This window comes from Enterococcus sp. 12F9_DIV0723 (genome assembly GCF_002174375.1).
Classification (GTDB): Bacteria; Bacillota; Bacilli; order Lactobacillales; family Enterococcaceae; genus Enterococcus_A; species Enterococcus_A gilvus.
In genome coordinates, this window is the sequence record NZ_NIBK01000001.1 from 948,185 (window position 1) to 971,016 (window position 22,832).

Genomic DNA, 22,832 nt, shown 5'->3' on the forward strand with positions numbered 1-22,832 from the left:
AATATGCAAGTGATTACGAAAGAATTAGTAGATCTATCGATAGACGCAGATTCAAAAATGGCAGCGATCAATATATTAGCAGATCGTATCAACCAGGCGGGACGTTTACATGACCATGCAGGCTATGTAGAAAGTGTGGTAGATCGAGAAAACTTAACAACTACTGGAATTGGTTTTGGCATCGCCATTCCTCATGGGAAAAGTGCTCATGTCAAAGAAACGACCGTCGCTTTTGGACGATTGACTAATAAAATAGATTGGCAGAGTTTGGATGGTGAAGGGGTCGGGCTTGTCTTTTTATTAGCTGTTCCAGAAGAATGTCAAGGCGATCAACACCTGAAAATAATCGCTGGGTTATCAAGAAAGTTGGTTCATCAAGAATTCAGAGAAACATTGGCGCACGCAACGAGTGATCAAGAGATCGTGGACTTGCTGAATGACAGTCTGGCTAGCGTAGTCGCTTAGTGAATAAAACATAAAAGGAGAGAAACGTATGAAATTAGTTGCTGTAACGGCTTGTCCGTCAGGAGTGGCACACACCTATCTTGCTGCTGAAAGCTTAGAGGTTGCTGCTAAAAAAAATAATGTAGACATCCATGTAGAAACACAAGGGTCGATCGGTATCGAGAACGAGTTGACGATCGAGCAGATCACTGGTGCGGATGTAGTGATTCTGACAAATAATATTGGGATCAAGAACGAAGAGCGATTCAAAGGGAAACCGGTCGTGCGTGTGAGCGCGGGAGACTGTATCAATAAAGGAGAAGCAATCGTCAAAAAAATTCAGCAGAAATTAGCAAAATAGGAGGAACAGCAATGATTGAATTATTAAAAGGTACTAGAAAAAATTTGATGACTGGCGTCTCGTATATGATTCCTTTTGTTGTCGCGGGCGGTATCTTGTTAGCATTGAGTGTGCTGCTGTCCGGAGATGCCTCCGTTCCAGATAAAGGCTGGTTGGCTGACATTGCTACTATTGGTATCACGGGATTAGGTATGATGGTCCCTATCTTGTCTGGGTATATCGCCTTTTCAATGGTCGATCGTCCTGGGCTGGCACCAGGGATTATTGGCGGATTGATCGCCAGTAACATTGGTGCAGGATTCTTAGGAGGAATATTATCCGGGATTCTCGCAGGGATCGTCGTGTTTTATTTAAAGAAAATTAAGTTGCCATCAAGCTTGCGTTCATTAGGACCAATTTTTATCATTCCATTGTTTGGTACACTGGTTGTTGGTACATTGATGTATTGGGTGATTGGTCAGCCGATCGCGGCCTTGATGACAGCGTTGACGAAGTGGTTAGAATCAATGGGAACGGGAAATTTAGTTGTACTGGGATTGATTTTAGGTGCGATGATCGCTTCAGATATGGGTGGACCGATCAATAAAGTGGCCTTTAGTTTTGGCTCTGCGATGGTAGGGACGATCAATCCTGCGACAGGCTTGCCTAGTGAAACTGCTTTGACGATCATGGCTGGGATCGGTGCAGCTATCTGTATTCCGCCGCTTGCGATGGGATTAGCGACGATCATTGCACCGAAGAAGTTTACAGTGGAGGAGCGGAACTCTGGAAAAGCAGCCATTGTCATGGGGATGGTAGGTATTTCAGAAGGAGCCATTCCCTTCGCGGCGGCTGACCCGCTGCGCTGCATTCCGGCGAATATGATAGGAAGTGCCATTGGTGCAGCTATTGCGATGGTCTTAGGTGCTGGAAACCCGGCACCATGGGGTGGATGGATCGTTGCTCCCGTTGCTCAAAATCCATTGGTCTATATCTTAGGCACAGTCATCGGCTCAGTAATTACCGCAGGCATCGTGATTGCCTTGAAGAAGCCCGTTGTTGAAGAATCAAGTCAAGCAGTGGGAATCGAGGATGACTTCGACCTAGATATCGAGATCATGTAAAGAAAAAGAGGGATCGAACGTCGTTTCGAGCCCTCTTTTCTAGACTAAAATCAATTTCGCATAGGCACTGATCATGCGCTTGTAGTCCAGAGGCAGTTCTTTACTAGTAATGACTACATCTACTGATGACCAGGGAGCCACTTGAACGAGAGAAGTTTTTTCAAATTTCGTGTGATCCAAAAGCACGATTTTTTTTGTAGATTTTTTTAGCATCCGACGTTTTGCTTCAGCGTCAATCAAAGACGATGTACAAAAGCCTTTGCGATTTTTGACCCCGCTTGAGCCGAAAAAGCAAAGATCAAATTGAATATCGGGATATATCTCACTGCCATTGTTGCGAAAAGCCATATCTGCGGGAGAGTATTCTCCGCCAAAACAAAAGAGTTTGTGTTGACTGAGGGCAAGTTGGGAGATGGCCGCAAGGGAGCTAGTAAAAATCTGCTTCTTTTCCAAGGACCCCATTTTTTTTGCCAAAAGTGCCAAGGTGCTTCCCTGATCGAGGCCGATAGTATAGTCGTCAGAAGTAATGCAATCTAATGCGGCTTGTGTCAATGCTTCCTTCTCAGCAAATTGTGAGGTACGTTGGAAGACAGGAGCCAATTCTTTTTCACGAACTAACGTGGCTTTGCCGTGCCGCTTTTCTATAATGCCTTCCTTCGCTAGGTAGGTTAAGTCTTTTCGAATGGTTTCATCAGAGACATGAAACTTTTTCACTAATTCACGAACTTTCAGCTCATTTTGATGATAGAAAAGTTCCGTGATTTCTTTGCGGCGTTGCGAAATTTCTGCAGCCTTCATAAACATCAACATCCCCCTTTTTTTAACGGTAGCATGAGATTCCAACAAAAACAATCTAAAACTTGGGAAAAAGTGAACAAATCCAACTTTTTTACTGTAATTCAAAGAATTCTGTGGTTTCAATCGAAACATATTTCTATACTAAGTGTGAATAGAAGAAGAGGAGTGAAAAAAATGGGAACAGGAGTTATTGATTTGGAACAAAACAATGCAAATCTCGTGATGAAAGGGAATCCACGGATTCAAGCAATGAAGAGTCATTTATTCAAAGAAAAGCGTCAGATTTCATTGGAACGCGCATTGCTTTATACGGAAAGTTATCGTCAAACAGAAGGCGAGCCTACCATCATTCGCCGCGCAAAGGCAGTCGCACATATTTTAGGGAGTGTTGAAATAAGCATTCGTGAAGGGGAATTGTTAGTCGGAAATCGAACGGTGCGTCCGAGATCAGGGATTCTTTCACCGGAAATGGACCCTTATTGGATCATGAAAGAAATCGATACGATCGATACGCGACCGCAGGACCAATTTGAGTTTACAGAGGCGGATAAAAAAATCTACCGTGAAAAATTATTTCCATATTGGGAAAAGCGCTCAATGAAAGATTTCATCAATGGTGAGCTGACAGAAGAAGTAAGTACAGCTTTGAAGGAGGAAGTTTTCAAATTAAATCAAACGGATAAGGGACAAGGGCACATTATTATGGATTTCCCCGGCATCCTATCACGTGGAATCGGCAGCTATCTTGGAAAGTTAGACGAGAAAATCAAGGAAGACCCGGATAACCTGTTTTACCAAGCTGGGAAAATCATTTTTATTGGGATGAAAGATCATTTCTTACGCTATGGGGAATTGGCGGAGTCTTTAGGAAAAGACGAGAAAGAACCAAAAAGACGGCAAGAACTGCAACGAATCGCTGAAATGTGCCGGAAACTAAGTATTGATAAGCCAGAATCCTTTTATGAGGCTCTTCAATTATTATGGATGACCAGTATCGTTGGACAGTATGAATCAAATGCATCTTCCCTTTCTTTGGGACGAATGGATCACTATTTATATCCATTTTACGAAGCCTCGCTAAATAAAGGCGTGGACAAAGAATTCCTTTACGAAGTGCTAGGTGATTTTTATGTGAAGACAAATGACGTAGTGCTTCTACGTTCTGAAAGCAGCGCAAAATGCTTCGCTGGATTTCCTACTGGCTATACCGTTGTTCTAGGTGGGCTAGATGCATTGGGACACACATCTGTTAATCCGCTGTCGTTCGTGATGTTGGAACTTTACCATGAGATCCTGTTGCCGCAGCCAAACTTGTCAGTGAGAATGAACGAATTGATCCCTCGCCGGTTTTTACTAAAAACGGTGGAAACGATTCGTTTGGGAACAGGTATCCCTCAATTATTCAACGACGATGTCTGTGTTCCCGCATTTTTGAGTAAAGGCGTATCGCTCGACGACGCGCGAGACTATGCGACGGTGGGCTGTGTGGAGACTTCGATTCCTGGAAAAACTTACGGTCTCCACGATATTGCACTTTTTAATCTGCTTCGGATCATGGAGTTGAGTATCTATGAATTGAGAAACGAGTCGGATTTGACCTATGACCAATTAGTCGAAACGATTGAAAAGAAAATCGATTACTATGTGGAGTTGGTAGTTAAAGGATCGAATATCGTGGATTTGGGTCATCGGCAATACGCGCCTACCCCATTTTTATCTGTCTTGATCAATGACTGTCTGGAAAATGGAAAGGATGTCACAGAAGGCGGTGCTCGCTACAACTTTTCCGGAGTGCAAGGCATTGGAGAAGCCAACTTGAGTGACTCGATGTATGTCATCAAGAAAATGGTTTTTGAAAAGAAGGAAATGCGCTTTAGTGAGTTAGTGGATGCATTAGAGTCTGATTTTACAGGTGACTATGCTGCGCTGCAACAGCATGTGATCCAGGATTTTGAAAAATTTGGAAACGACGATGACGAGCTAGATATCATTGCAGCAACATTCTTCCGACATTATGCCAAAGAATTAGGGAAATACGAGAATGTGCGTGGTGGACAGTTTATTCCTGGGGCCTATACCGTTTCAGCTCATATCCCATTAGGGGAAGCAGTGGGTGCGACTCCTGATGGTCGAAAAGCACAGGAACAATTAGCTGATGGCGGGTTATCACCGATGGTCGGGCGCGATCATTTAGGGCCGACAGCGGTATTAAAGTCTGTCAGCAAGCTAGATAATTTCTTGACGGTGAATGGCAGCTTACTGAACCTAAAGTTTCAACCGAACACGTTGAAAGGACAGCAAGGCTTGAACAAATTTGCCGACTTTTTATTGGCGTTTACAAAGTTAAAAATTCAACACGTCCAATTCAATGTTCAATCAAGAGAAACGTTGTTAGAAGCTCAAAAACATCCTGAAAAATATTCGGGATTGCTGGTTCGCGTAGCTGGGTATAGCGCCTTTTTCGTTGATTTAAACAAACAAATTCAAGACGATATCATCGCACGTGTTGAACATCAATTGTAGGGTGAGGGATAGGAATGGAACAAGGATTGGTCTTTAATGTTCAACGGTATTCGGTTCACGATGGCGGCGGTATTCGAACACTGGTTTTCTTGAAAGGATGTCCTTTGCGTTGCCCGTGGTGCTCAAATCCTGAATCACGTAAAAGAGTAACACCCGCTACGTGGACAAAAAATGGGAAAACTGAACAGATTGGTGAGTGGCGCACCATAGACGATCTTTTGGAGGTTGTCTTGAAGGATGAAATTTTTTATCGGACATCTGGCGGCGGGGTCACGCTTTCTGGCGGTGAGGTGTTAATGCAGGCCGAGTTTGCGACGGCTTTTTTAAAAGAGCTGCACGATCTCGGTGTCCATACAGCAATTGAAACGACGGGCTGTTTTCCAGTAGAGCGATTAAAAATGCTTACACCGTATGTTGATCAAGTATTGTTTGATTTAAAGATCATGGACCGCTGTGAAGCAAAAAAAGTGATCGGTCTGGATACAAAAACAGTCAGAGAAAACATGGATTATCTTTTGACGCAAACGCACATCCAAGTGATTCCTCGAGTTCCGTTGATTCCTGAATACACGACGAATAAAGAAAATCGGCAGCAGCTTATTCACTTTTTAACAAAACGTAAACTAACAGAGGTTCATCTATTGCCCTTTCATCAGTACGGCAGCAGTAAATATGATTATTTAGGGTGGGAATACGCGATGAAGGAGGTTCAACCGTTAAGCACGGAAGAAGTGAGAACTATTAAGGAGGACTTCCAATGTGCTGGAATCCATGCCAATATTGAAGGGTTAGACTGAGAGGCGTAGAGCCTCTCTTTTTTATTTTTATGAGCAATTACTTTGTGAAATCATTTCTTTTTTTCAAAGTTGATTGTTTTCTCTTTGTGAATCAGTTATAGTATGTAGCGAATGTTTCCAGCTTTTTTTTACTTATATGAAAGAAAGTGAGGGGAAACGCACGAAGGAAAAGAGATTACTAAGAGGTTTCACCTTAATAATAAGCAGTCCCCAGTAAAGTGAGGGGCGAGCACTTCGGTAGAATGCACTAGGAGGTAACACTTTGGATAAACCCTCAATTTATGGTTTAAGAAGAGAAGAATTAGTCGAATGGTTTTTAGAACACGGGGAAAAGAAATTCCGTGCAACACAAGTTTGGGAATGGCTTTATCGCAGCCGTGTCAGTGAGTTTGCAGAAATGAGCAATCTTTCAAAACAAACAATTGCTTTGTTAGAAGAAAATTTTATCATCAATCCGTTAAAACAATTGGTCGTGCAGGAAGCTAGCGACGGGACGGTCAAATATTTATTTGAACTACCGGATCATTTAATGATCGAAACGGTCTTGATGCGTCAAGAATACGGGTTGTCTGTCTGTGTGACGACTCAAGTTGGCTGTAATATTGGCTGCACATTTTGTGCTTCTGGGTTATTAAAGAAACAGCGGGATTTAACGGCAGGCGAGATCGTCGCACAGATCATGCTCGTGCAGCACTATTTCGATGAACGCGGCGAAGAAGAACGTGTCTCACATGTTGTTGTTATGGGCATCGGAGAACCCTTCGATAATTACAACAATGTGATGGATTTTCTGCATGTCATCAACGACGACAAGGGAATGGCCATTGGCGCGCGCCATATTACGGTCTCAACAAGCGGCTTAGTACCAAAAATCAAAAAATTTGCGGAAAATGGTTTACAGGTCAATTTGGCCATCTCATTGCATGCACCAAACAATGAAGTTCGTTCATCCATCATGCGAATCAACCGCAGCTTCCCAATCGAAAAATTGATGGAAGCAGTGGATTATTATATAGAAGAAACCAATCGTCGTGTAACATTTGAATACATTATGCTCTCTGGAGTAAACGACCGTCCAGATCATGCACAGCAATTAGCCGATTTGATGAAGGACAAGAAAAAACTGGTTTACGTAAACTTGATTCCTTACAACCCGGTTAGTGAACACGACCAATATTCTCGCAGTAGTAAAGCAGATGTTCTGCGTTTTTATGATGTCTTGAAAAAGAACGGAATCAATTGTGTCATTCGAAAAGAACATGGTACAGACATCGATGCCGCCTGCGGACAACTACGTAGTAAGCAAATGAAAAAAGCAGCCTCAAAATAAAACAAACATCTCCTTCAGTTTTTGAAGGAGTTTTTTTTGTTGTATGATACACTTAAAAGAAAGTGCGCGAGGAGAAAGAGATGAATACTGAAGATATTCAAGCAATTTTGGATCGCCGTTATGATCAAGGGTGGGATTATTGGACGACAGAAGACCGACGCTTAGGAAAAGGGGCGCCTTTTTCATGTTTAGAATCGGCGGAGTATTTATTGGAACTGCGAATGGATCCGCAGACAGAAGTCTTACAAGAGATAGCGCAACTTTTATGGGAAAGCTGGCAGGAGCCCGGGGATTTCAAGCTATATCCTAAAGGAGCAATATTCCCATGCCAAACAATCCCAGCGGCTACGTTACTCGTACGGTTAGGTCATGGGGATGACCCAAGAATGAAACAGACTGTCACACACTTACTGGCAACACGTCACGAAGACGGCGGCTGGTGGTGCAAAAAATTCTACTTTGGCAAAGGACCTGAAACAACCGTTTCCAATCCACTGCCGACATTGAATGCATTGGAACTTTTCCGCCAGATAGAAACTGTTGACGCGTCAGAATTAGAGGCGGCGATTGAATTTCTCTTGCATCATTGGGAGACGAAACTGCCGATTGGTCCCTGTCATTACGGAATCGGAACGCTGTTCATGCAGGTGGAATATCCATTTCGCGGATACAATTTATTTTACTATCTCTATGTCTTGTCCTTCTATGAGCAGGCTCGTAAAGACGCGCGATTTATGGAAGCCTTTGGATTATTTAAAGACAAAACAGTGGATGGGCAAGTAGTCGTTGAACGGGTGGTTCCGAAATTACGGAAATTGACCTTTTGTCAAAAAGGTCAAACAAGCGCAGTCGCGACGAAACGTTATCAAGAAATTCTCAAAAATTTAGCAAAATAGAAGAAAGAATTTTTTTGATGCTGCACTACCAAGAAACTGCGTAAGGAAGTACGCGCGATAGAGAAAATCCTCTTGCAGGTTGAGAAAAATAAAGAATGCTCTTGATGGAAACAGCGATCCGTCAAACAAAATAGCCAAGAACATGTTTCAAGTGTTCTTGGCTATTTTGCATTAGGCTAAAATCGTACCGATCGGGAAAATTTTTCTAAAAACTTTTCGAACCAATGGACCAGCCACAAGCAATTGGAAAGGAAGAGCCATAACGAGATTCTTTAGAATAGCGAGTCCCCAGATAATAAAAAACTGTTCCCAATGGTGTGTTTGACTCAATACCTCGATCGTCCCATAAAGAGACATGAAGAAGACCATTGGTAAAACCATGCAGCTAGAGACAGTAATCACTTTGCGCAAAGGACTAGAAAATGTCGGTATTAATTGAAAGGCTATTTTTTTCGCCGGGCCAGAAACCACAAACCAATCAAGAAGCAGTGCACAGCAATACCCCAATGGCAGCCCCAGCCAAGCTGATTTTAAACTTTCCAATGTAAAAGCACCTGAATGGAGGGCGATGTTATACGTGCTCATCCAGAATACCATCACAAAACACATCATTATCGTATAAACAAAACTTTCTCTTTTATTACTTGGCATAAAAATCCTCCTATAATGTAGACCGATCCTCCAAAAATAATTAATGGAATTTCGGACGCAAAAAAGGCCATCGTATAACTCGCTACGACGGCCTTTTAAGGTATCTTCACTGCGTTATGGAACGTTCTTTTTTGCTTGTTCCATTATATACAGATTTTTCAATTTCATGTAAGTAAAATTTTTATTTTTTTTCGCCGATCTCTTCTTTTAGGCGATAAATCTTTGAAGGACGTCCGATCCCGACTGGACGTTCACCGATTTCATCGAAATATTGCAGCATGGCTTTCTTAAAATTGGAATGATCGACTGTCTTGAAATCGACACCTAAAAACTTCGCAAACACTTTACGGGCTTCGGTGATCGTAAATTCTTCGCCCAATACTTGCAGGATGAGAGGTTCATGATCCATTTTATTTAACACTCGATTGAATGCTTTGCGAATGATTTCGTTATGGTCAAAGGCCAACGTATCTTTTCCGACGGATTTCCCAGCTTCCAATTCGATCTCAATGGAAATATCATCACTTGTCAGGCTGATCGTTTCACCATGACGTTCAAGATTGAACCAGCGGGCATCTTGTGTATCATCGCCAGCAGTAGGTGGGACTTGCCCAATGAAGGCCAAATAACTGACCGTAATTACCCAACCACGAGGGTCACGGTTCGGAGTACTAAACGTATGCAGCTGTTCCACACTTTTCCGGCCAATCGTTAAGCCCGTTTCTTCAGCAGTCTCACGCCGAACGCTATCATTCGTGGATTCATTCCGTTCGACAAAGCCTCCGGGTAATGCCCATGAATTGCGATACGGATTGCCGCGTCGTTGGATCAATAAAATTTTTAATTGGTCTTCTTCTTTGTTATATCCCATGATGACGATATCGACCGTTACTGACGGCTTGTCATATTCGGGATGTTCTTGTTCTTTATACCAAGCAACGAATGCAGCTTCGTCAGCTTCGTGTTCATAATAATCTTTTTCTGCTTCTTTAGAGGCAAATTTTTTCATATGTTTCACCCATTTTCTAATTATAAGTATTCGCTACTTTATTGTAGCATGAATAGGCAAAAAAGGGGAACTCCGCTTGGAATTCCCCTTTTGTTTCAATCAAACTATTTGGTTGATTCAGTTGTTGCTTTTTTACCTGAACTATTTGTGGTTAAGAAATCAGATAAGATGTTTTCGAATGAATCATCTTTGATTTTCACGTTTGCTTTCTTCAATTCTTTTGCAATTACTTCAGAAGAGAAGGTTTGATCCGCCATTTTTGTATCTTCAGCGATTTGTTTCAATTCTTTTTTGTATTTATCCATGTCGTTGCCTTTAGAAGAATTTTTCTCCATTTTGACAATGTAGTAGCTTGATTGGTAAGTTGATGAATCCATCGCAGTGATCACGTCAGAAACTTCGCCGTCTTTCAATTTGAAAGCAGCTTCTTTTACTTCAGCAGGCACGTTTGTTGATTGAGAATCAAATTTGATCTCTCCGCCATCTTTTTTCGTTGTTTGATCTTGTGATTTTTCTTTCGCGATTTTTGCGAAATCACCTTTGTCATTTAATTGTTTTTTGATTTCTTTTGCTTCATCTTCACTGCTTGCTAAAATGATGCGAGCAGTCACTTCTGGATGGAAGGAATCCCAAGCAGCTTTTGTATCTTTATCAGTGATTTTCACATGAGCTTTCAAACCTTCTTGGAAAGCTAATGATTGTTTCAAGTAATCTTTATAAGATTTCTTTGTGTAGCCAGCAGATTTTAATTGGCTTTCAAAGCTATCGCCCAATTGTTTTTCTTGCTTGTCGTACTCTTTGTCGATTTGCTTATCTGAAACTTTGTCTCCATAAGCATTTTCAAATACTTTATAGATGATCATGTTGCGAACTAAGCTTTGGTTTGATTGTTCTTTTTTCGCTTCGTTATAAAAATCTTCGACGGTAATTTTTCCGCCTTTCATTGTTGCGATGTCCTGGCTAGATCCACCTGAACAGGCCCCCAATACAATTACACTAAGTAAGCCAGCAGTGGCTAAAAGAATCTTTTTCTTCATTTCTATGCTACAACTCCTAAAATTATAATTTACATCCGTTTGTTATTCCTTTTCAACTATAACACACCTAAAAATGCAAAGGAAAGGGGGTTAAAAATAGTTTCCGAGAAAATTCACAATAAAAGCACAATTAACTAAGCAAAAAACACTGGAGAATCAGTCTCCGTCCGTGGGTCTTTCCAGTGTAAAGCGTCCTTTTTTCAGTACCGTCTTTTCTTCCGTGACAGGTAAAGACTGATTGATCTTTTCAAGTTGCGCTTGAATCTGTTGGATACGAGGCTCTGCCTGAAAGCGAAAATCTTCTACATCTTTTTCGACTCCTGATTTGAAAGCTGGGACCAGCGTATCAAACGTTCCTTTTAAAGTAACCAATGATTCGCGGAACGCCGCCAAATTATCGTTTAATTCATCCGTTAATTCAACCAACTCACGCGTGTTTGTAATTAGTTTTTCGCGGGTCTCTTCACCTTTACGCGGTGCTAATAGAAGTCCGCCTAAGGTTCCTAAACCGGCACCAAATAGAATTCCTTTAAAAAAGCCCATTTATTTCACCTGCTCCTTAATCTGATCAGCAATCAATTGCATTTCTTCCGCTGTTTGTTGATCCGCATGATTTCCAAAATGAATTGAAAAGTCATCCTTTTTACTATAACGCGGCACTAAATGGATATGAGAGTGAAAAACGGATTGATAGGCAAGTTCTTTATTATTATTTAAGATATTTAATCCGTCCATTTCAGGAAAAGCATGTTCAATCGCACGTGCAATTTTAGGAATACGTGCGAAGAAGTCTGCTGCCAAGTCCTCATCATAGTCGAAAATATCCGTAACATGCTTTTTAGGGACTACTAAAGTATGCCCCTTTGTTGCTTGTGAGATGTCTAGAAAAGCATAGACTTTGTCGTCCTCATAAATTTTGTAGCTGGGAATTTCTTGATTAATGATTTTACAAAAAATACAATTTTCCATTGCAAACATCCTTTCTGTTTCGTGGTGATTTATTTTGTGCTGTCAGTATGGGTAAAATGTCCCGACAACTGAAAATTCTTCCTTAACTTTACCATAACTTGGAATACTTGTGCTGTAAAAGGTCAAGTGAAGATTAATTATTTGCAGGATTCTGCTATAATGTTAACTATGAATGAGCCGCTCTTTTAACTTTGACTGAGGGGCTACTTATTTTAGGTAAAAGACCTTGGAGAATTATAATAGTTGTTTTCTTATAAATAGGAACTTGGAGGGAACGCATGAGTTTAGTAATAGAACACGTAACAGGCGGGTATGGACACGTGCCTGTTTTAAAGGATATTAATTTTGATGTTAAAAATGGCGAGATGATTGGCCTGATTGGCTTGAATGGCGCGGGAAAATCTACGACGATAAAAAATATTATTGGGTTATTAACACCACAAAAGGGGACGATCAAGGTTGATGAACTTACCCTGCAGCAAGACCCAGAAAATTATCGAAAGAAAATTGGATACATTCCTGAGACGCCATCTTTGTATGAAGAATTAACGTTGAGAGAGCACATCGAAGTTACTGCAATGGCCTATGGTATTCCTAAAGAAGAAGCGATGCAACGAGCAGAGTCGTTATTGAAAACATTTCGCTTGGAAAATCGGTTAGACTGGTTTCCAGTGAACTTTTCAAAAGGAATGAAACAAAAAGTAATGGTGCTATGCGCCTTTTTGATCCAACCGAGTTTATACATTATTGATGAACCCTTTTTAGGATTGGACCCATTGGCTATCAATGCTCTGTTGGAATTGATGGTGACCATGAAGGAACAGGGGGCCGCGATCTTAATGTCTACCCATATCTTAGCGACAGCAGAGAAATATTGCGATCGTTTCGTTGTGCTTCATGAGGGTGAAGTGCGGGCACTTGGTACGTTGCAAGAATTGCAGCAAGAATTCAATTTGCCAGGCTCTTCTTTAGATGAAATTTATATCGCTTTAACAAAGGAGAAGGAACATGCATGATTTTTTTCTATTGAGGCGTCAACGCCACCAGAAAAAAATGATGAAGTACATGCGCTATGTTTTAAATGATCATTTTGTATTGGTGTGCTTGTTTTTAGTTGGCGGTCTAGCCTTTTATTATTCAAACCTGTTAAAACAACTGCCACCAGATTTCCCTTGGAGTCTGCCGATCGTCGGGGTAGTGTGGTGGCTCGTTTTACCCTTTGGGAGATTAGCTACTCTCGTTGAGCCTGCTGATATGACCTTCTTATTGCCGAAAGAAAAAGAAATGGGCAATTATTTGACAAGCGGGTTGCGTCACTCCTTGGCACTGCCATTTACAGTTGAACTGCTTTTATGCGGTGCACTGCTCCCTTTAGTGGTATTAGCGAAGCAAATAGGGTTTATAAACTTTTTCTTCTATATAGTAGTGTTGTGGAGTCTGAAATTAGCAAATCTTAGAATCCAGCGCTTCGCCTGTTACCAAAGAACGCGCAAGCAGACGCAGCGTTTGTATTTCGCTTGGTTTGTCGGGAGCGGAGCGATCATTTTTATCGCCCTTTACAGCATGGCATGGCTAGGTTCAGTCTTGGCAGTAGCTACGATGATGGGATTTGTAGTGTTGACACAAGAGAAAAGCCAGTTACTGGATTGGAGCCAGATGATTGCGCGTGAAAATGCTCGACTGCATCGGATCTATCAATTTATTAATTTGTTTACGGATGTTCCAGAAGTCGAAGCAAAGGTTCGTCGTAGGAAATATCTAGATGGTCTATTGGCGAGAATTTCCTTTAAACAGGAAAACACGTATCTTTATTTGTTTGCGCGAGGCGCGTTACGGGGGGCAGAATTTGGCGGGTTGTTTTTCCGCTTGTTGATTGTAGGAAGTATTCTGTTGCTCTCTTTGAATGACATCCGATTTGTTGCTGGAGTCAGTCTATTGTTTATTTATTTGATCGGGTTTCAAATGATTCCATTGTATGGACAATTTGATTATATCAGTGCGACACAGCTTTATCCTGTGTCAAAAAAATACAAAAAAACGGCTTTGCAGCACTTGATGGTGATTTTATTAGTTGCTGCAGCACTTATCTTCACGTTGTGCAGCCTTGTACATTTGTCAATCGTTGGAAGTTTGATCATACTTGTGTTACTTTTAATCGAAATTAGTTTGTTTGCGTGGTTCTATCTCCCAACAAGGATAAAGAAAATGGAGGATTAAAGAATGAAGGTATTATGGAACGATCAAATCGTTGATGAATCAGAAGTAAAGATTGATTTAGAGGATCGCGGCTACCAATTTGGTGATGGTATTTATGAAGTTATCCGTATTTACGATGGATACATGTATATGGAAAAGGAGCATTTAGATCGACTATGGGTGAGTGCTGAAAAAATCCGTATGACACTTCCTTTTACGAAAGAGGCGCTTAGCGAACGGTTGCACCAATTAGCCAAGGAAGCTGGTTTGGAGAACGCGCGGGTGTATTTCCAAGTGACACGGGGAACTGCAAAACCAAGGCTGCATGATTTTCCTGATCCGAAGGAAGTTCCGCCGGTCCTGATGGCGGATATTCAGCCGGCTTCTCGTCCAACGGCGAAACAAACTATTGGTATCCGTGCTGGATTTGTAGAAGATAAACGTTGGCTGCATTGTGACATAAAATCTATCAGCCTATTGGGGAATCTTTTGGCATTAGATGAGGCCAAACAAAACGGCTATGAAGAAGCTGTCTTGGTCCGTGACAATTACGTGACAGAAGCTTCTGCCTCAAATTTATGGATGGTAAAAAATGAAGTTCTTTATACGCATCCGGACGGGAATTTGATTTTGCCAGGTATCACAAAAATCAAAATTCGCGAAATTGCAAAAGCTTTAGGTATTGAATTGAAAGAAGAGGCGTTCACAGACAAAGAGCTGTTAGCAGCTGATGAATGTTTCAAAACGAGCTCAGTGGCAGAAATTATGCCGATTATCGAAATTGACAATCAAAAAATCGGCGACGGTATGCCAGGGAAGGTAACGAAAAAAATTCTTCACGCCTACATCGAAGCAGTGAATTTATCGGTTCAGGCACATCGTGATGAAAAATAATCAAAGAAGAACATACATGCTCTTGACGAAGAGCCCTTCCCCGACTAAAATAGTAAATACGTTTAAAATGCTAGGGGAGGGCCTTGGGAATGGAGTTTCAGTTGGATAGTGACTGGCGTGTGCAGCCGATCAAAGGCGATACAGGAAAAACGTATATCGGCTATCGTGACGAAGATCGCGTCTTCATTAAACGAAATACCACCCCAATGTTGGCGGCTTTATCTCGTGAAGGAATCGCACCGAAACTTGTTTGGATCAAACGGACAGGAAACGGCGATACATTGACTGCTCAAGAATGGTTGGATGGTCGTATTCTCGAACCAGAAGAAATACCGCGTCGCAATGACGTAGTAGATGTACTGTATCACTTACATCACTCGCCTTCATTGAAAGTGATGTTAAAAAAAATGGGTGGACGCCAAGTTTCACCACAGCAGCTATTGGCTGATTATGAGGCGAATTTACCGACGATGATCGAACAAAATGCGTTCATTGAGCTGGTGTATGCGTACCTTAAAAAAAATATACCGACGTATGCAAAGAAAAATTATACGGTGGTACATGGTGATGTAAATCATCGAAATTGGTTGGTTTGTTCCAACTATTTATATTTGGTTGATTGGGATTCCGTGATGTTTGCTGATCCTGCTCTGGATATTGGAACGATTTTAGGAAACTATGTGCCGTTATCTAGCTGGAGCAAGTGGCTTGTTCGCTATGGGATTCGCCCAACTGATGAGAACATGGAACGTGTCTATTGGTATGGGTTGATGAGTTTGCTGTTAGAGATTGCTCGTCAATACAAACGGGAAGAATTTCATCACATGAACCAATCGATCTTACAATTAAAACGAATTTTTGCTGGAAGCTGAACGTTTTGTTCAGCTTTTTGCGAGTTTTATTAGCTATAATAGAAAGAAACGAGAATTAGAAAATAGTTTTTGGAGGAAAAACATGCGAGTTAGAAATCGTCCGGGCGCAGCAGAAATGCTGGCGGCTCGACCTGAATATGCGGTGCAAGAGCCTGAATCATGGAAAGGGCGCTGGTCTGAACGTTTTGGTAACGATCACCCGATCCATATTGAAATTGGCATGGGTAAAGGGCAGTTCATTACTGGAATGGCGGCGGCTCATCCCGAGATCAATTACATCGGTATAGAAATGCAAGTGAGCGTGATTTCTTTAGCTTTAGATAAACTAGTTGAAGCAGAATTGCCTAATTTACAATTGCTACATGTAGATGGTTCAGAGCTGACGAATTATTTTGCGGACAGCGAAGTAGATCAGATTTATTTGAACTTTTCTGATCCATGGCCAAAGAAAAAACATGAAAAACGCCGACTGACATCGCCAAGCTTTTTAAAAGTAGACGAAGCGATTTTGAAGCCAGCCGGAGAAATCCATTTTAAAACAGACAACCAAGGGTTATTTGAATATTCATTGAGTAGTTTCTCAAAATACGGAATGACTCTTGAACACGTTTGGTTAGATCTGCACGAAAGTTCTTTTGAGGGAAATATTATGACCGAATATGAAGAGAAGTTTTCAAACAAAGGACAGCGAATTTATCGAGTGGAAGCACGTTTTCAGGATAAGACAAAATAATGGCAGACGAGGAGATAGACCTTTTAGGTTTATCTTCTTTTTTTTGGAGCAGAAAAAAGTTTTTACGTATCTTGTTTTTTGAGGTGATAAAAATGGAGATCGAAGAGCTTTCAGACGAATTGATTCAATATGGTTTTGACCACCAAATGCAAGATTTATATTTGTTGCCCCAAAAAGATAAGTATCGATACTTTTTTCGCAGAGGCCCATTTTATGAGCATAAGAACTCAGATCTTTCCTATGTTGATAATGAAATGAATGTACGTACGGCATTGCAGTTGATTAACCGCTTCAAATATTTGGGGCAAATGGATGTCAGCGAAAAGCGCAAAGTTCAGCTTGGGGCGATCTCTTATCCGTTACCGGAGACGAATCAGCGATTGAGGCTGTCCACGGTAGGAGATTATTTACAACGGGAGAGTTTAGTTATTCGATTTTTACATCAGTTTGGTACTAGTCCCGAGGTTTACCACTTGTCTGAGCAATTGGATATTTTGCGAAGGCATACTAAAAAAAGAGGGCTGTATATTTTCTGCGGGCCTGTGGGTTCGGGTAAGACAACATTGATGTACAAGTTGGCACGTGAAATGGAAGGGCAAGTTATTACCATTGAAGATCCGGTAGAAATTGAAGAACCTGATTTTGTACAGTTGCAAGTAAATGAAAAAATTCAACAAAGCTATGATGAACTGATCAAGTTGTCATTGAGACACCATCCAGATGTGTTGATTATCGGTGAAATCCGTGATGAGAAGACGATTCAAGGCGCAATTCGAGCCGCGTTAACGGGTCATTGCGTATTTGCTACCCTTCATGCTGCCAGCTTAGAAACTGCTCATGCACGGGTCTTTGAGCTTGGAGGAGAGGCCTCGTTACTAAAAGAATGCCTACGGGGAATTATTTATCAAGAACTTTTACCAATAGACCAAACGGTAGGGTTATTGACAAGTTACCAATTTTATCAAGAAAAGGTGACATTCACCTGGGAAGAGGGGATGCGTCGTGTGGCACAGAAACAAACTGACCAGAAAACAACGAATTGATTTTGCTCATTTATTAGGTGAGTTGATGGAAAATGGGTTTAGCTTGCAGCAGGCATTGGACTTCTTTGTTAATGCAAACATTTTTCTGCCTTCTGTATTAATCGGTGTACAAAAAGACCTCCATCAAGGGGAAAATTTAGCGGTGAGTTTTGCAAAGTTGAATTACTCAAACGATCAAATACTACAAATAGAACTTGCTGATTCTCACGGTGACTTGTCAAAAACATTGCTGGGAATTGCTGAACAAATGCGGTTAGTCCAACGTCAAAGAGAGAATTTTCTCAAGGCGGTTTCGTACCCGTTGCTTCTATTGGTGTTTCTAATTGTTATTTTATTGGGAATGCGGTTTTTCTTGTTGCCTCAGCTATTAGCTAGCGGAATGATTCGGGAGGAGGATTTTTCGGTTCAGCTCATAAAAGTTGTTCCTGTGATTGCCTTAGGAATGATCCTGTTTTTTTTAGTATTAATAGTATGCTGGCAAGCTTGGGGGAGAAGACAAAACTTTTTGATCCGTTTTCGCTTTTTAGCAAGAGTACCGTTAGTCGGAGCATTATTTAGTAATTACTATTCTGCCTATTTTGCCTTGGAATGGGGCAAACTTTTTCAGCAAGGATTGGAATTAAATCAAATTATCGAATGTCTATTGTCTATAGATGGAAAATCATTGATGCAAGAATTAGCAGCAGATTTGAAGATCCGCTTAGCTCAAGGCAGCTCGCTAGCCGAAGAATTGAAGCGTTACCCATTTTTAACCAAAGAGTTTGGACGAATCATCTTTCAAGGAGAAGCTCGAGGGAATTTGGCCAAAGAGTTGTTAACTTACAGTCAATTAGTCTGGCGTCGCTTTTTCAATCAGTTAGAATTCCTGTGTTCTTGGTTGCAGCCCCTTGTTTTTTTGATCGTTGCCCTTTTGATTATCAGCCTATACATGACGATGCTTTTGCCGTTAACGAATTTGGAGGGAATTATATGAAAAAGAAAGTATCTGGGTTCACCTTATTAGAGATGTTGGTCGTACTTTTTGTAATCAGTCTGCTTTTATTATTATTCGTGCCTAAACTAATTAATCAAAAAGAAAGCGCTAGTAAAAAAAGCGATGCAGCAATAGCAAAAGTAGTAGAAACACAAATTCAAGTGTATGAATTAGATTTTGGAAAGACACCCACAAGAGAAGAGTTAATCGATCAAGAATACGTCAAAAAGGAGCAGTATGACGCGTATGAAAGAGCCCAAAAACAACCGAAATAATTCGGGATTTACACTCATTGAGACACTGATCGTTCTTGCGCTGGTTTGCATCTTCGTTTTACTGCCAACGCTTGCTATTAAGGAGTGGCAACAACAGTTGGAAAAAGAGTTTTTCTATTATCAGTTCGAGAAGTCTACCCTGCATATCCAACAAGTTGCAATTGCCGACCAGCGCAATACACGGATCGATCTTCATAATGAGGCGCAGCTGATTGATTTTTTTACAAATCATACTGAGCTGTCTTGGAGAAAATTAAAGATCCCCCGTACTGTGAAGTTACAAAGTGGGTATTCGATTGCTTTCAAAGCAGGAACGGGGAATATATCGACCACACAGCCTGGAAATGGCAGTATTCCGCATGTGGTTTTCACAGAAGACAATCAAAAGATTACGTATCAATTTCAACTGGGGAGTGGTCGTTTTGAAAGGAAATGAAGGGTACATCTTGTTAGAAAGTTTGATTAGTTTGGCGATATTACTGATTCTTGTTTCTAGTTATGTGGGCGTCACAGTTAAAATGCAAAAGGAGAGCCATCAACGTCTGGCGAATTTAGAAAATTATCGCGACCTGTATATTGAAACTCGACGGTGCAGAATACATGAGGGGGAGTCTACCCGGCCACAAATCTCTATTTCCTTGGAAAATGGAACGGCGTCAAATCAACAGGGGGGAATTCTGATTGCGAAAAAATAGCGGCTTCACATTGTTAGAAAGTTTAGTGGCGCTTTTGATGCTAAGCGGAATTCTGTTGTTGCTTTCTGGGTTAATTCAACATGCGCATAAGATGGAACAGTCGCTTAGCGGGTATCATCAGCTAGAGTGGGAAATCTATCTACTACAATTGGAAACGGAGATGGAGGGTCTCCATTATAAACAAACCAGTTCACGTGAGATTTGGGCGGAGAATGATGAAAAGAAAAAAATAGTTATTAAGAAAAGCAATGACAAAATTATTAAAAGCCAATCTGATGGCTATCAGCCATTATTAACAGGAGTGAGTCGATTTGTTTGCCAAGAAAAAAATCATGGAGTGGATTTTGTGGTTACCTTCAAGGATGGAAAACAAAAAGAAGGGACATGGATCATCGAATAGCCAAGGCGGAATTTTACTTTCCGTCTTATTGGCTATTTTTCTATTTAGTTTCTTATTACTAAATTTAACAACAAGCTATCATCAAACAGCAGATTTAACAAAAAGAACGGAGCAGTTGTATGAAGCTAAGATCGCTAAAGAGCTTTTCTTAGCAGATTATCCAAAGTTGAAAAATAAAAATGGTGTATGGAAATTCAATAAAGGAGAGATCGCCTATGAGACAGAGGCGAATCGCTTAGTAATGAATGTGAAAATTAAAAAGAAAACATATCAATTTTTTGAAAAAAATAGAACATCAAATTCTTCGGATTGATATAGCCTTTGATATCACGCGAAAGAGAGAGAATACAGTGTGAAAGGTACTTTTACACCGAATTAGGAAATCGATGATAAAAGAAAGAAAGCGATTGATTAATTGGTGCATGTTCGCTAAAATAGAACAGGTATCGTGAGTGTTATATTAGTTTGTGAGGTGCAAGATGGATCCAGAGAAAATTGAGAAAGCTTTTTCATTGATGGAAGAAGCAGTTATCGTATTGCAACGTTCACTAGGAACTTCTTTTTTTGACGCTTACATCGAAAATACGGAGAACTTGGTCGACAATGCAAAAGTACGTGTCTTTGAAGAGCAACCAGATGCAGGTACTGTTGCAAGAGTAGAAGCATTATATCAAGAATTATTAGCATTGGATCTAGGGAAAGAAGATTGGCGAAAGCTAACCCAATTGATTTTACTTAAAGGTTCAAAAAATGAAGGATTACAACCCAATCATCAGTTAACACCTGACAGTATTGGTTTCCTATTTGTTTTCTTGATAGAACAACTAACAGTGAAAAAGGATCAGCCATTAGAAATTTTAGATATTACTGTCGGAATGGGAAATTTATTACTGACAACAGTGATCAATTTGCAGGCAGCAAATTATTCTGTTAAAGGAATTGGCGTGGATAACGACGAAACCTTACTAGCCATTGCTGCTTCAGATGGGTTGCTGATGGATGAAGAAATTAAGTTATTCCACCAAGATAGTTTGCAAGATTTATTAGTTGACCCTGTTGACTATGTGATCGGAGATTTACCAGTCGGCTATTATCCAAATGATCAGCAAGCGGAAAAATTTGCGACTCATTCTGAGAAAGAGCATAGTTATGCGCATCATTTATTGATGGAACAAGCGATGAACTATGTGAAGCCAGATGGCTTTGGATTATTCTTAGTACCAAGTAATTTTCTTGAAACAGAACAAGGGCCGTTGTTGCAAAAATGGTTGAAGGATCAAGTATTGCTTCAAGGAATTATCCAATTGCCAGACGAATTATTCCAATCTGAACATTCAAGGAAAAGTATTTTACTGTTACAAAAAAAAGGTGAGACGGCCGAACAGGTAGAAAAAGTATTGCTTGTTCATCTTCCTTCCCTAAAAGATCCTGCCCAAGTAACAGAGTTCTTTAAAAAATTCGAGGACTGGAAGTCTTCTAATTTATAAACTGCTCAATGGAGCGAAAAGTAATTTAATAACAAAGGAGAGTTAAAATGTCAAAAACAATTGCAATCAACGCAGGCAGTTCAAGCCTAAAATGGCAGCTTTATCAAATGCCTGAAGAATCAGTAATCGCAAAAGGAATCGTTGAACGAATCGGTTTAAATGATTCTATCTTCACTATCAAATACGGTGAAGGTGAAAAATTTGAACAAGTTCTTGATATCAAAGACCATGAAGTTGCCGTTCAAATGTTATTGGACCAATTACTTGAGTTGAAAATCATTGCATCCTTTGATGAAATCACTGGCGTAGGTCATCGTGTAGTAGCAGGCGGCGAATACTTCAAAGATTCTGTTTTGATTGATGACGATGTCTTGGCGAAAATTGAAGAGCTAAGTGAATTTGCGCCGTTGCATAATCCGGCAAATGCGATGGGAATTAAAGCATTCCGTCATATTTTACCGAATGTGACAAGTGTAGCTGTTTTTGATACGTCTTTCCATGCAACAATGCCTGCTGTCAATTATTTATACAGCATTCCTAAAGAGTACTATGATAAATACGCAGCTCGTAAGTATGGGTTCCACGGAACGAGCCATCGTTATGTTTCTGAACGTGCAGCAGAGTTACTGGGCAAACCGATTGAAGAAACAAAAATCATCACTGCTCATATCGGTAATGGTGGTTCTGTAACTGCTGTCGAAGGTGGGAAATCAGTAGATACGTCAATGGGCTTCACTCCGTTAGCGGGTCTGACAATGGGCACGCGCGCAGGTGATATCGATGCTTCATTATTGCCATACTTGATGGAAAAAGCAGGTATCAAAGATATCAACGAAATGATTGATGTTCTAAATAAAAAGTCAGGTGTTTTGGGTCTAACCGGTATTTCAAGCGATATGCGTGATATCGAAAATGGCGCTGAAGAGGGCAATGCAGATGCCATCTTGGCTTTAGAAATTTATTGCGATCGCATCCGTAAATACATTGCGCAATATATCTCAGTGATGAATGGTGTCGATGCGATTGTCTTCACTGCTGGTGTTGGGGAAAATGCTGATCCTGTTCGCAGCATGGTCTTAGAAAATATGACGTGGTTCGGTATCGAAATTGATGAAGAGATCAATAAGAGTATCCACGGAAAAGAAGCAGAGCTATCCACTGAAAATTCTCGTGTGAAGGTTTTTGTAATTCCAACAGATGAAGAAGTTATGATTGCTCGTGATGTTGAACGCTTGAGTAAATAAACATTGAAACCTTTACCGAAATAGGTAAAGGTTTTTTTTACTGCATAAATTCGGTTTGTTTTCATCATAAAAATGGAACTTACAATTCATACATTGCATCTT

At 40.7% G+C, this 22,832-nt stretch carries 27 protein-coding genes; 21 read left to right on the forward strand and 6 right to left on the reverse strand.

Annotated features, from left to right (window positions below; genetic code table 11):
• Positions 1-3: 3 nt before the first annotated feature.
• The 3 genes from A5868_RS04650 to A5868_RS04660 are packed head-to-tail and all read left to right on the forward strand — an operon-like array spanning position 4 to position 1,908.
• The gene (locus A5868_RS04650) at positions 4-465 is read left to right on the forward strand and encodes a PTS sugar transporter subunit IIA (RefSeq protein WP_086305593.1); all 462 of its coding nucleotides are present in this window, start codon (positions 4-6) and stop codon (positions 463-465) included.
• A gap of 28 nt (positions 466-493) precedes the next feature.
• Positions 494-805: a PTS fructose-like transporter subunit IIB gene (locus A5868_RS04655; RefSeq protein ID WP_086305594.1), complete on the forward strand. Its 312-nt coding sequence runs from the start codon at positions 494-496 to the stop codon at positions 803-805.
• Positions 806-816: 11 nt separating this feature from the next.
• The gene (locus A5868_RS04660) at positions 817-1,908 is read left to right on the forward strand and encodes a PTS fructose transporter subunit EIIC (protein ID WP_086305595.1); all 1,092 of its coding nucleotides are present in this window, start codon (positions 817-819) and stop codon (positions 1,906-1,908) included.
• A gap of 39 nt (positions 1,909-1,947) precedes the next feature.
• On the opposite strand, the gene A5868_RS04665 is transcribed toward A5868_RS04660, so the two are convergent.
• Positions 1,948-2,712: a DeoR/GlpR family DNA-binding transcription regulator gene (locus A5868_RS04665; protein WP_254908369.1), complete on the reverse strand. Its 765-nt coding sequence runs from the start codon at positions 2,710-2,712 to the stop codon at positions 1,948-1,950.
• Positions 2,713-2,880: 168 nt separating this feature from the next.
• Here A5868_RS04665 and A5868_RS04670 point away from each other — a divergent pair, with 168 nt between their 5' ends.
• From A5868_RS04670 to A5868_RS04685, 4 genes are all read left to right on the forward strand, one after another.
• Positions 2,881-5,229, forward strand: coding sequence for a formate C-acetyltransferase (locus A5868_RS04670; RefSeq protein WP_086305596.1), 2,349 nt, complete (start codon positions 2,881-2,883; stop codon positions 5,227-5,229).
• Between the two features lie 14 nt (positions 5,230-5,243).
• A complete protein-coding gene (locus A5868_RS04675; RefSeq protein WP_086305597.1) occupies positions 5,244-6,026 on the forward strand; it encodes a glycyl-radical enzyme activating protein in 783 nt (260 codons plus the stop codon).
• A 262-nt stretch (positions 6,027-6,288) separates the two neighbouring features.
• On the forward strand, positions 6,289-7,356 hold the full coding sequence (gene rlmN, locus A5868_RS04680; RefSeq protein WP_086305598.1) for a 23S rRNA (adenine(2503)-C(2))-methyltransferase RlmN: 1,068 nt from the start codon (positions 6,289-6,291) through the stop codon (positions 7,354-7,356).
• Between the two features lie 80 nt (positions 7,357-7,436).
• On the forward strand, positions 7,437-8,252 hold the full coding sequence (locus A5868_RS04685; RefSeq protein ID WP_086305599.1) for a prenyltransferase: 816 nt from the start codon (positions 7,437-7,439) through the stop codon (positions 8,250-8,252).
• Between the two features lie 171 nt (positions 8,253-8,423).
• Here the strand turns inward: A5868_RS04685 and A5868_RS04690 are convergent, their stop codons facing one another.
• The 5 genes from A5868_RS04690 to A5868_RS04710 all read right to left on the reverse strand — a co-directional run bounded on the left by A5868_RS04690 (position 8,424) and on the right by A5868_RS04710 (position 11,918).
• The gene (locus A5868_RS04690) at positions 8,424-8,903 is read right to left on the reverse strand and encodes a DUF2798 domain-containing protein (protein ID WP_086305600.1); all 480 of its coding nucleotides are present in this window, start codon (positions 8,901-8,903) and stop codon (positions 8,424-8,426) included.
• Positions 8,904-9,084: 181 nt separating this feature from the next.
• Positions 9,085-9,912 carry an NUDIX domain-containing protein gene (locus A5868_RS04695; RefSeq protein WP_086305601.1) on the reverse strand — a complete coding sequence of 276 codons (828 nt, stop codon included), beginning with the start codon at positions 9,910-9,912 and terminating at the stop codon, positions 9,085-9,087.
• 104 nt (positions 9,913-10,016) lie between these two features.
• Positions 10,017-10,949: a peptidylprolyl isomerase gene (locus A5868_RS04700; RefSeq protein WP_086305602.1), complete on the reverse strand. Its 933-nt coding sequence runs from the start codon at positions 10,947-10,949 to the stop codon at positions 10,017-10,019.
• A 156-nt stretch (positions 10,950-11,105) separates the two neighbouring features.
• Positions 11,106-11,492, reverse strand: coding sequence for a YtxH domain-containing protein (locus tag A5868_RS04705; protein WP_010781416.1), 387 nt, complete (start codon positions 11,490-11,492; stop codon positions 11,106-11,108).
• Positions 11,493-11,918 (reverse strand): HIT family protein, encoded by a 426-nt coding sequence (locus tag A5868_RS04710; protein WP_086305603.1) that lies wholly within the window; start codon positions 11,916-11,918, stop codon positions 11,493-11,495.
• 278 nt (positions 11,919-12,196) lie between these two features.
• On the opposite strand from A5868_RS04710, the gene A5868_RS04715 reads away from it, so the two are divergent.
• The 14 genes from A5868_RS04715 to A5868_RS04780 all read left to right on the forward strand — a co-directional run bounded on the left by A5868_RS04715 (position 12,197) and on the right by A5868_RS04780 (position 22,730).
• On the forward strand, positions 12,197-12,934 hold the full coding sequence (locus A5868_RS04715) for an ABC transporter ATP-binding protein (RefSeq protein WP_086305604.1): 738 nt from the start codon (positions 12,197-12,199) through the stop codon (positions 12,932-12,934).
• On the forward strand, positions 12,927-14,135 hold the full coding sequence (locus A5868_RS04720) for an ABC transporter permease (protein WP_086305605.1): 1,209 nt from the start codon (positions 12,927-12,929) through the stop codon (positions 14,133-14,135). The genes A5868_RS04715 and A5868_RS04720 overlap by 8 nt, the downstream gene beginning before the upstream one ends.
• A gap of 3 nt (positions 14,136-14,138) precedes the next feature.
• Complete coding sequence (gene dat, locus A5868_RS04725; protein ID WP_010781412.1) at positions 14,139-15,008, forward strand: D-amino-acid transaminase; 870 nt, start codon at positions 14,139-14,141, stop codon at positions 15,006-15,008.
• Between the two features lie 89 nt (positions 15,009-15,097).
• Positions 15,098-15,880 (forward strand): phosphotransferase family protein, encoded by a 783-nt coding sequence (locus tag A5868_RS04730; protein ID WP_010781411.1) that lies wholly within the window; start codon positions 15,098-15,100, stop codon positions 15,878-15,880.
• An 82-nt stretch (positions 15,881-15,962) separates the two neighbouring features.
• Complete coding sequence (gene trmB, locus A5868_RS04735) at positions 15,963-16,613, forward strand: tRNA (guanosine(46)-N7)-methyltransferase TrmB (protein WP_010781410.1); 651 nt, start codon at positions 15,963-15,965, stop codon at positions 16,611-16,613.
• Positions 16,614-16,705: 92 nt separating this feature from the next.
• Positions 16,706-17,656: a competence type IV pilus ATPase ComGA gene (comGA, locus tag A5868_RS04740; protein ID WP_044926424.1), complete on the forward strand. Its 951-nt coding sequence runs from the start codon at positions 16,706-16,708 to the stop codon at positions 17,654-17,656.
• The gene (comGB, locus tag A5868_RS04745; RefSeq protein ID WP_086305769.1) at positions 17,616-18,629 is read left to right on the forward strand and encodes a competence type IV pilus assembly protein ComGB; all 1,014 of its coding nucleotides are present in this window, start codon (positions 17,616-17,618) and stop codon (positions 18,627-18,629) included. Before comGA ends, comGB begins: the two co-directional genes overlap by 41 nt.
• Positions 18,626-18,904, forward strand: a complete 279-nt coding sequence (gene comGC, locus A5868_RS04750) for a competence type IV pilus major pilin ComGC (protein WP_010781407.1) — start codon at positions 18,626-18,628, stop codon at positions 18,902-18,904. The genes comGB and comGC overlap by 4 nt, the downstream gene beginning before the upstream one ends.
• Positions 18,876-19,340: a competence type IV pilus minor pilin ComGD gene (gene comGD, locus A5868_RS04755; protein WP_254908370.1), complete on the forward strand. Its 465-nt coding sequence runs from the start codon at positions 18,876-18,878 to the stop codon at positions 19,338-19,340. Before comGC ends, comGD begins: the two co-directional genes overlap by 29 nt.
• Positions 19,318-19,599: a competence type IV pilus minor pilin ComGE gene (gene comGE, locus A5868_RS04760; protein ID WP_244265154.1), complete on the forward strand. Its 282-nt coding sequence runs from the start codon at positions 19,318-19,320 to the stop codon at positions 19,597-19,599. The genes comGD and comGE overlap by 23 nt, the downstream gene beginning before the upstream one ends.
• Complete coding sequence (gene comGF, locus A5868_RS04765) at positions 19,586-19,999, forward strand: competence type IV pilus minor pilin ComGF (protein WP_010781404.1); 414 nt, start codon at positions 19,586-19,588, stop codon at positions 19,997-19,999. Before comGE ends, comGF begins: the two co-directional genes overlap by 14 nt.
• A complete protein-coding gene (gene comGG, locus A5868_RS04770; RefSeq protein ID WP_086305607.1) occupies positions 19,962-20,312 on the forward strand; it encodes a competence type IV pilus minor pilin ComGG in 351 nt (116 codons plus the stop codon). The genes comGF and comGG overlap by 38 nt, the downstream gene beginning before the upstream one ends.
• Positions 20,313-20,478: 166 nt before the next feature.
• Complete coding sequence (locus A5868_RS04775) at positions 20,479-21,486, forward strand: class I SAM-dependent methyltransferase (protein WP_086305608.1); 1,008 nt, start codon at positions 20,479-20,481, stop codon at positions 21,484-21,486.
• A 47-nt stretch (positions 21,487-21,533) separates the two neighbouring features.
• On the forward strand, positions 21,534-22,730 hold the full coding sequence (locus tag A5868_RS04780; RefSeq protein ID WP_086305609.1) for an acetate kinase: 1,197 nt from the start codon (positions 21,534-21,536) through the stop codon (positions 22,728-22,730).
• The last annotated feature ends 102 nt before the right edge of the window (positions 22,731-22,832 follow it).

Excerpts from the sequence above, each read along its gene's own strand:
- comGG (WP_086305607.1), top strand. The coding sequence starts at position 19,962 with ATGGAAAACAAAAAGAAGGGACATGGATCATCGAATAGCCAAGGCGGA.
- A5868_RS04710 (WP_086305603.1), bottom strand. The coding sequence starts at position 11,918 with ATGGAAAATTGTATTTTTTGTAAAATCATTAATCAAGAAATTCCCAGC.
- A5868_RS04660 (WP_086305595.1), top strand. The coding sequence starts at position 817 with ATGATTGAATTATTAAAAGGTACTAGAAAAAATTTGATGACTGGCGTC.
- comGC (WP_010781407.1), top strand. The coding sequence starts at position 18,626 with ATGAAAAAGAAAGTATCTGGGTTCACCTTATTAGAGATGTTGGTCGTA.
- A5868_RS04665 (WP_254908369.1), bottom strand. The coding sequence starts at position 2,712 with ATGTTTATGAAGGCTGCAGAAATTTCGCAACGCCGCAAAGAAATCACG.
- A5868_RS04675 (WP_086305597.1), top strand. The coding sequence starts at position 5,244 with ATGGAACAAGGATTGGTCTTTAATGTTCAACGGTATTCGGTTCACGAT.
- A5868_RS04705 (WP_010781416.1), bottom strand. The coding sequence starts at position 11,492 with ATGGGCTTTTTTAAAGGAATTCTATTTGGTGCCGGTTTAGGAACCTTA.
- trmB (WP_010781410.1), top strand. The coding sequence starts at position 15,963 with ATGCGAGTTAGAAATCGTCCGGGCGCAGCAGAAATGCTGGCGGCTCGA.
- A5868_RS04690 (WP_086305600.1), bottom strand. The coding sequence starts at position 8,903 with ATGCCAAGTAATAAAAGAGAAAGTTTTGTTTATACGATAATGATGTGT.
- A5868_RS04685 (WP_086305599.1), top strand. The coding sequence starts at position 7,437 with ATGAATACTGAAGATATTCAAGCAATTTTGGATCGCCGTTATGATCAA.
- comGA (WP_044926424.1), top strand. The coding sequence starts at position 16,706 with ATGGAGATCGAAGAGCTTTCAGACGAATTGATTCAATATGGTTTTGAC.
- A5868_RS04670 (WP_086305596.1), top strand. The coding sequence starts at position 2,881 with ATGGGAACAGGAGTTATTGATTTGGAACAAAACAATGCAAATCTCGTG.
- A5868_RS04730 (WP_010781411.1), top strand. The coding sequence starts at position 15,098 with ATGGAGTTTCAGTTGGATAGTGACTGGCGTGTGCAGCCGATCAAAGGC.
- A5868_RS04650 (WP_086305593.1), top strand. The coding sequence starts at position 4 with ATGCAAGTGATTACGAAAGAATTAGTAGATCTATCGATAGACGCAGAT.
- comGD (WP_254908370.1), top strand. The coding sequence starts at position 18,876 with ATGAAAGAGCCCAAAAACAACCGAAATAATTCGGGATTTACACTCATT.
- A5868_RS04780 (WP_086305609.1), top strand. The coding sequence starts at position 21,534 with ATGTCAAAAACAATTGCAATCAACGCAGGCAGTTCAAGCCTAAAATGG.
- A5868_RS04715 (WP_086305604.1), top strand. The coding sequence starts at position 12,197 with ATGAGTTTAGTAATAGAACACGTAACAGGCGGGTATGGACACGTGCCT.
- A5868_RS04775 (WP_086305608.1), top strand. The coding sequence starts at position 20,479 with ATGGATCCAGAGAAAATTGAGAAAGCTTTTTCATTGATGGAAGAAGCA.
- dat (WP_010781412.1), top strand. The coding sequence starts at position 14,139 with ATGAAGGTATTATGGAACGATCAAATCGTTGATGAATCAGAAGTAAAG.
- A5868_RS04655 (WP_086305594.1), top strand. The coding sequence starts at position 494 with ATGAAATTAGTTGCTGTAACGGCTTGTCCGTCAGGAGTGGCACACACC.
- A5868_RS04695 (WP_086305601.1), bottom strand. The coding sequence starts at position 9,912 with ATGAAAAAATTTGCCTCTAAAGAAGCAGAAAAAGATTATTATGAACAC.
- A5868_RS04700 (WP_086305602.1), bottom strand. The coding sequence starts at position 10,949 with ATGAAGAAAAAGATTCTTTTAGCCACTGCTGGCTTACTTAGTGTAATT.
- A5868_RS04720 (WP_086305605.1), top strand. The coding sequence starts at position 12,927 with ATGCATGATTTTTTTCTATTGAGGCGTCAACGCCACCAGAAAAAAATG.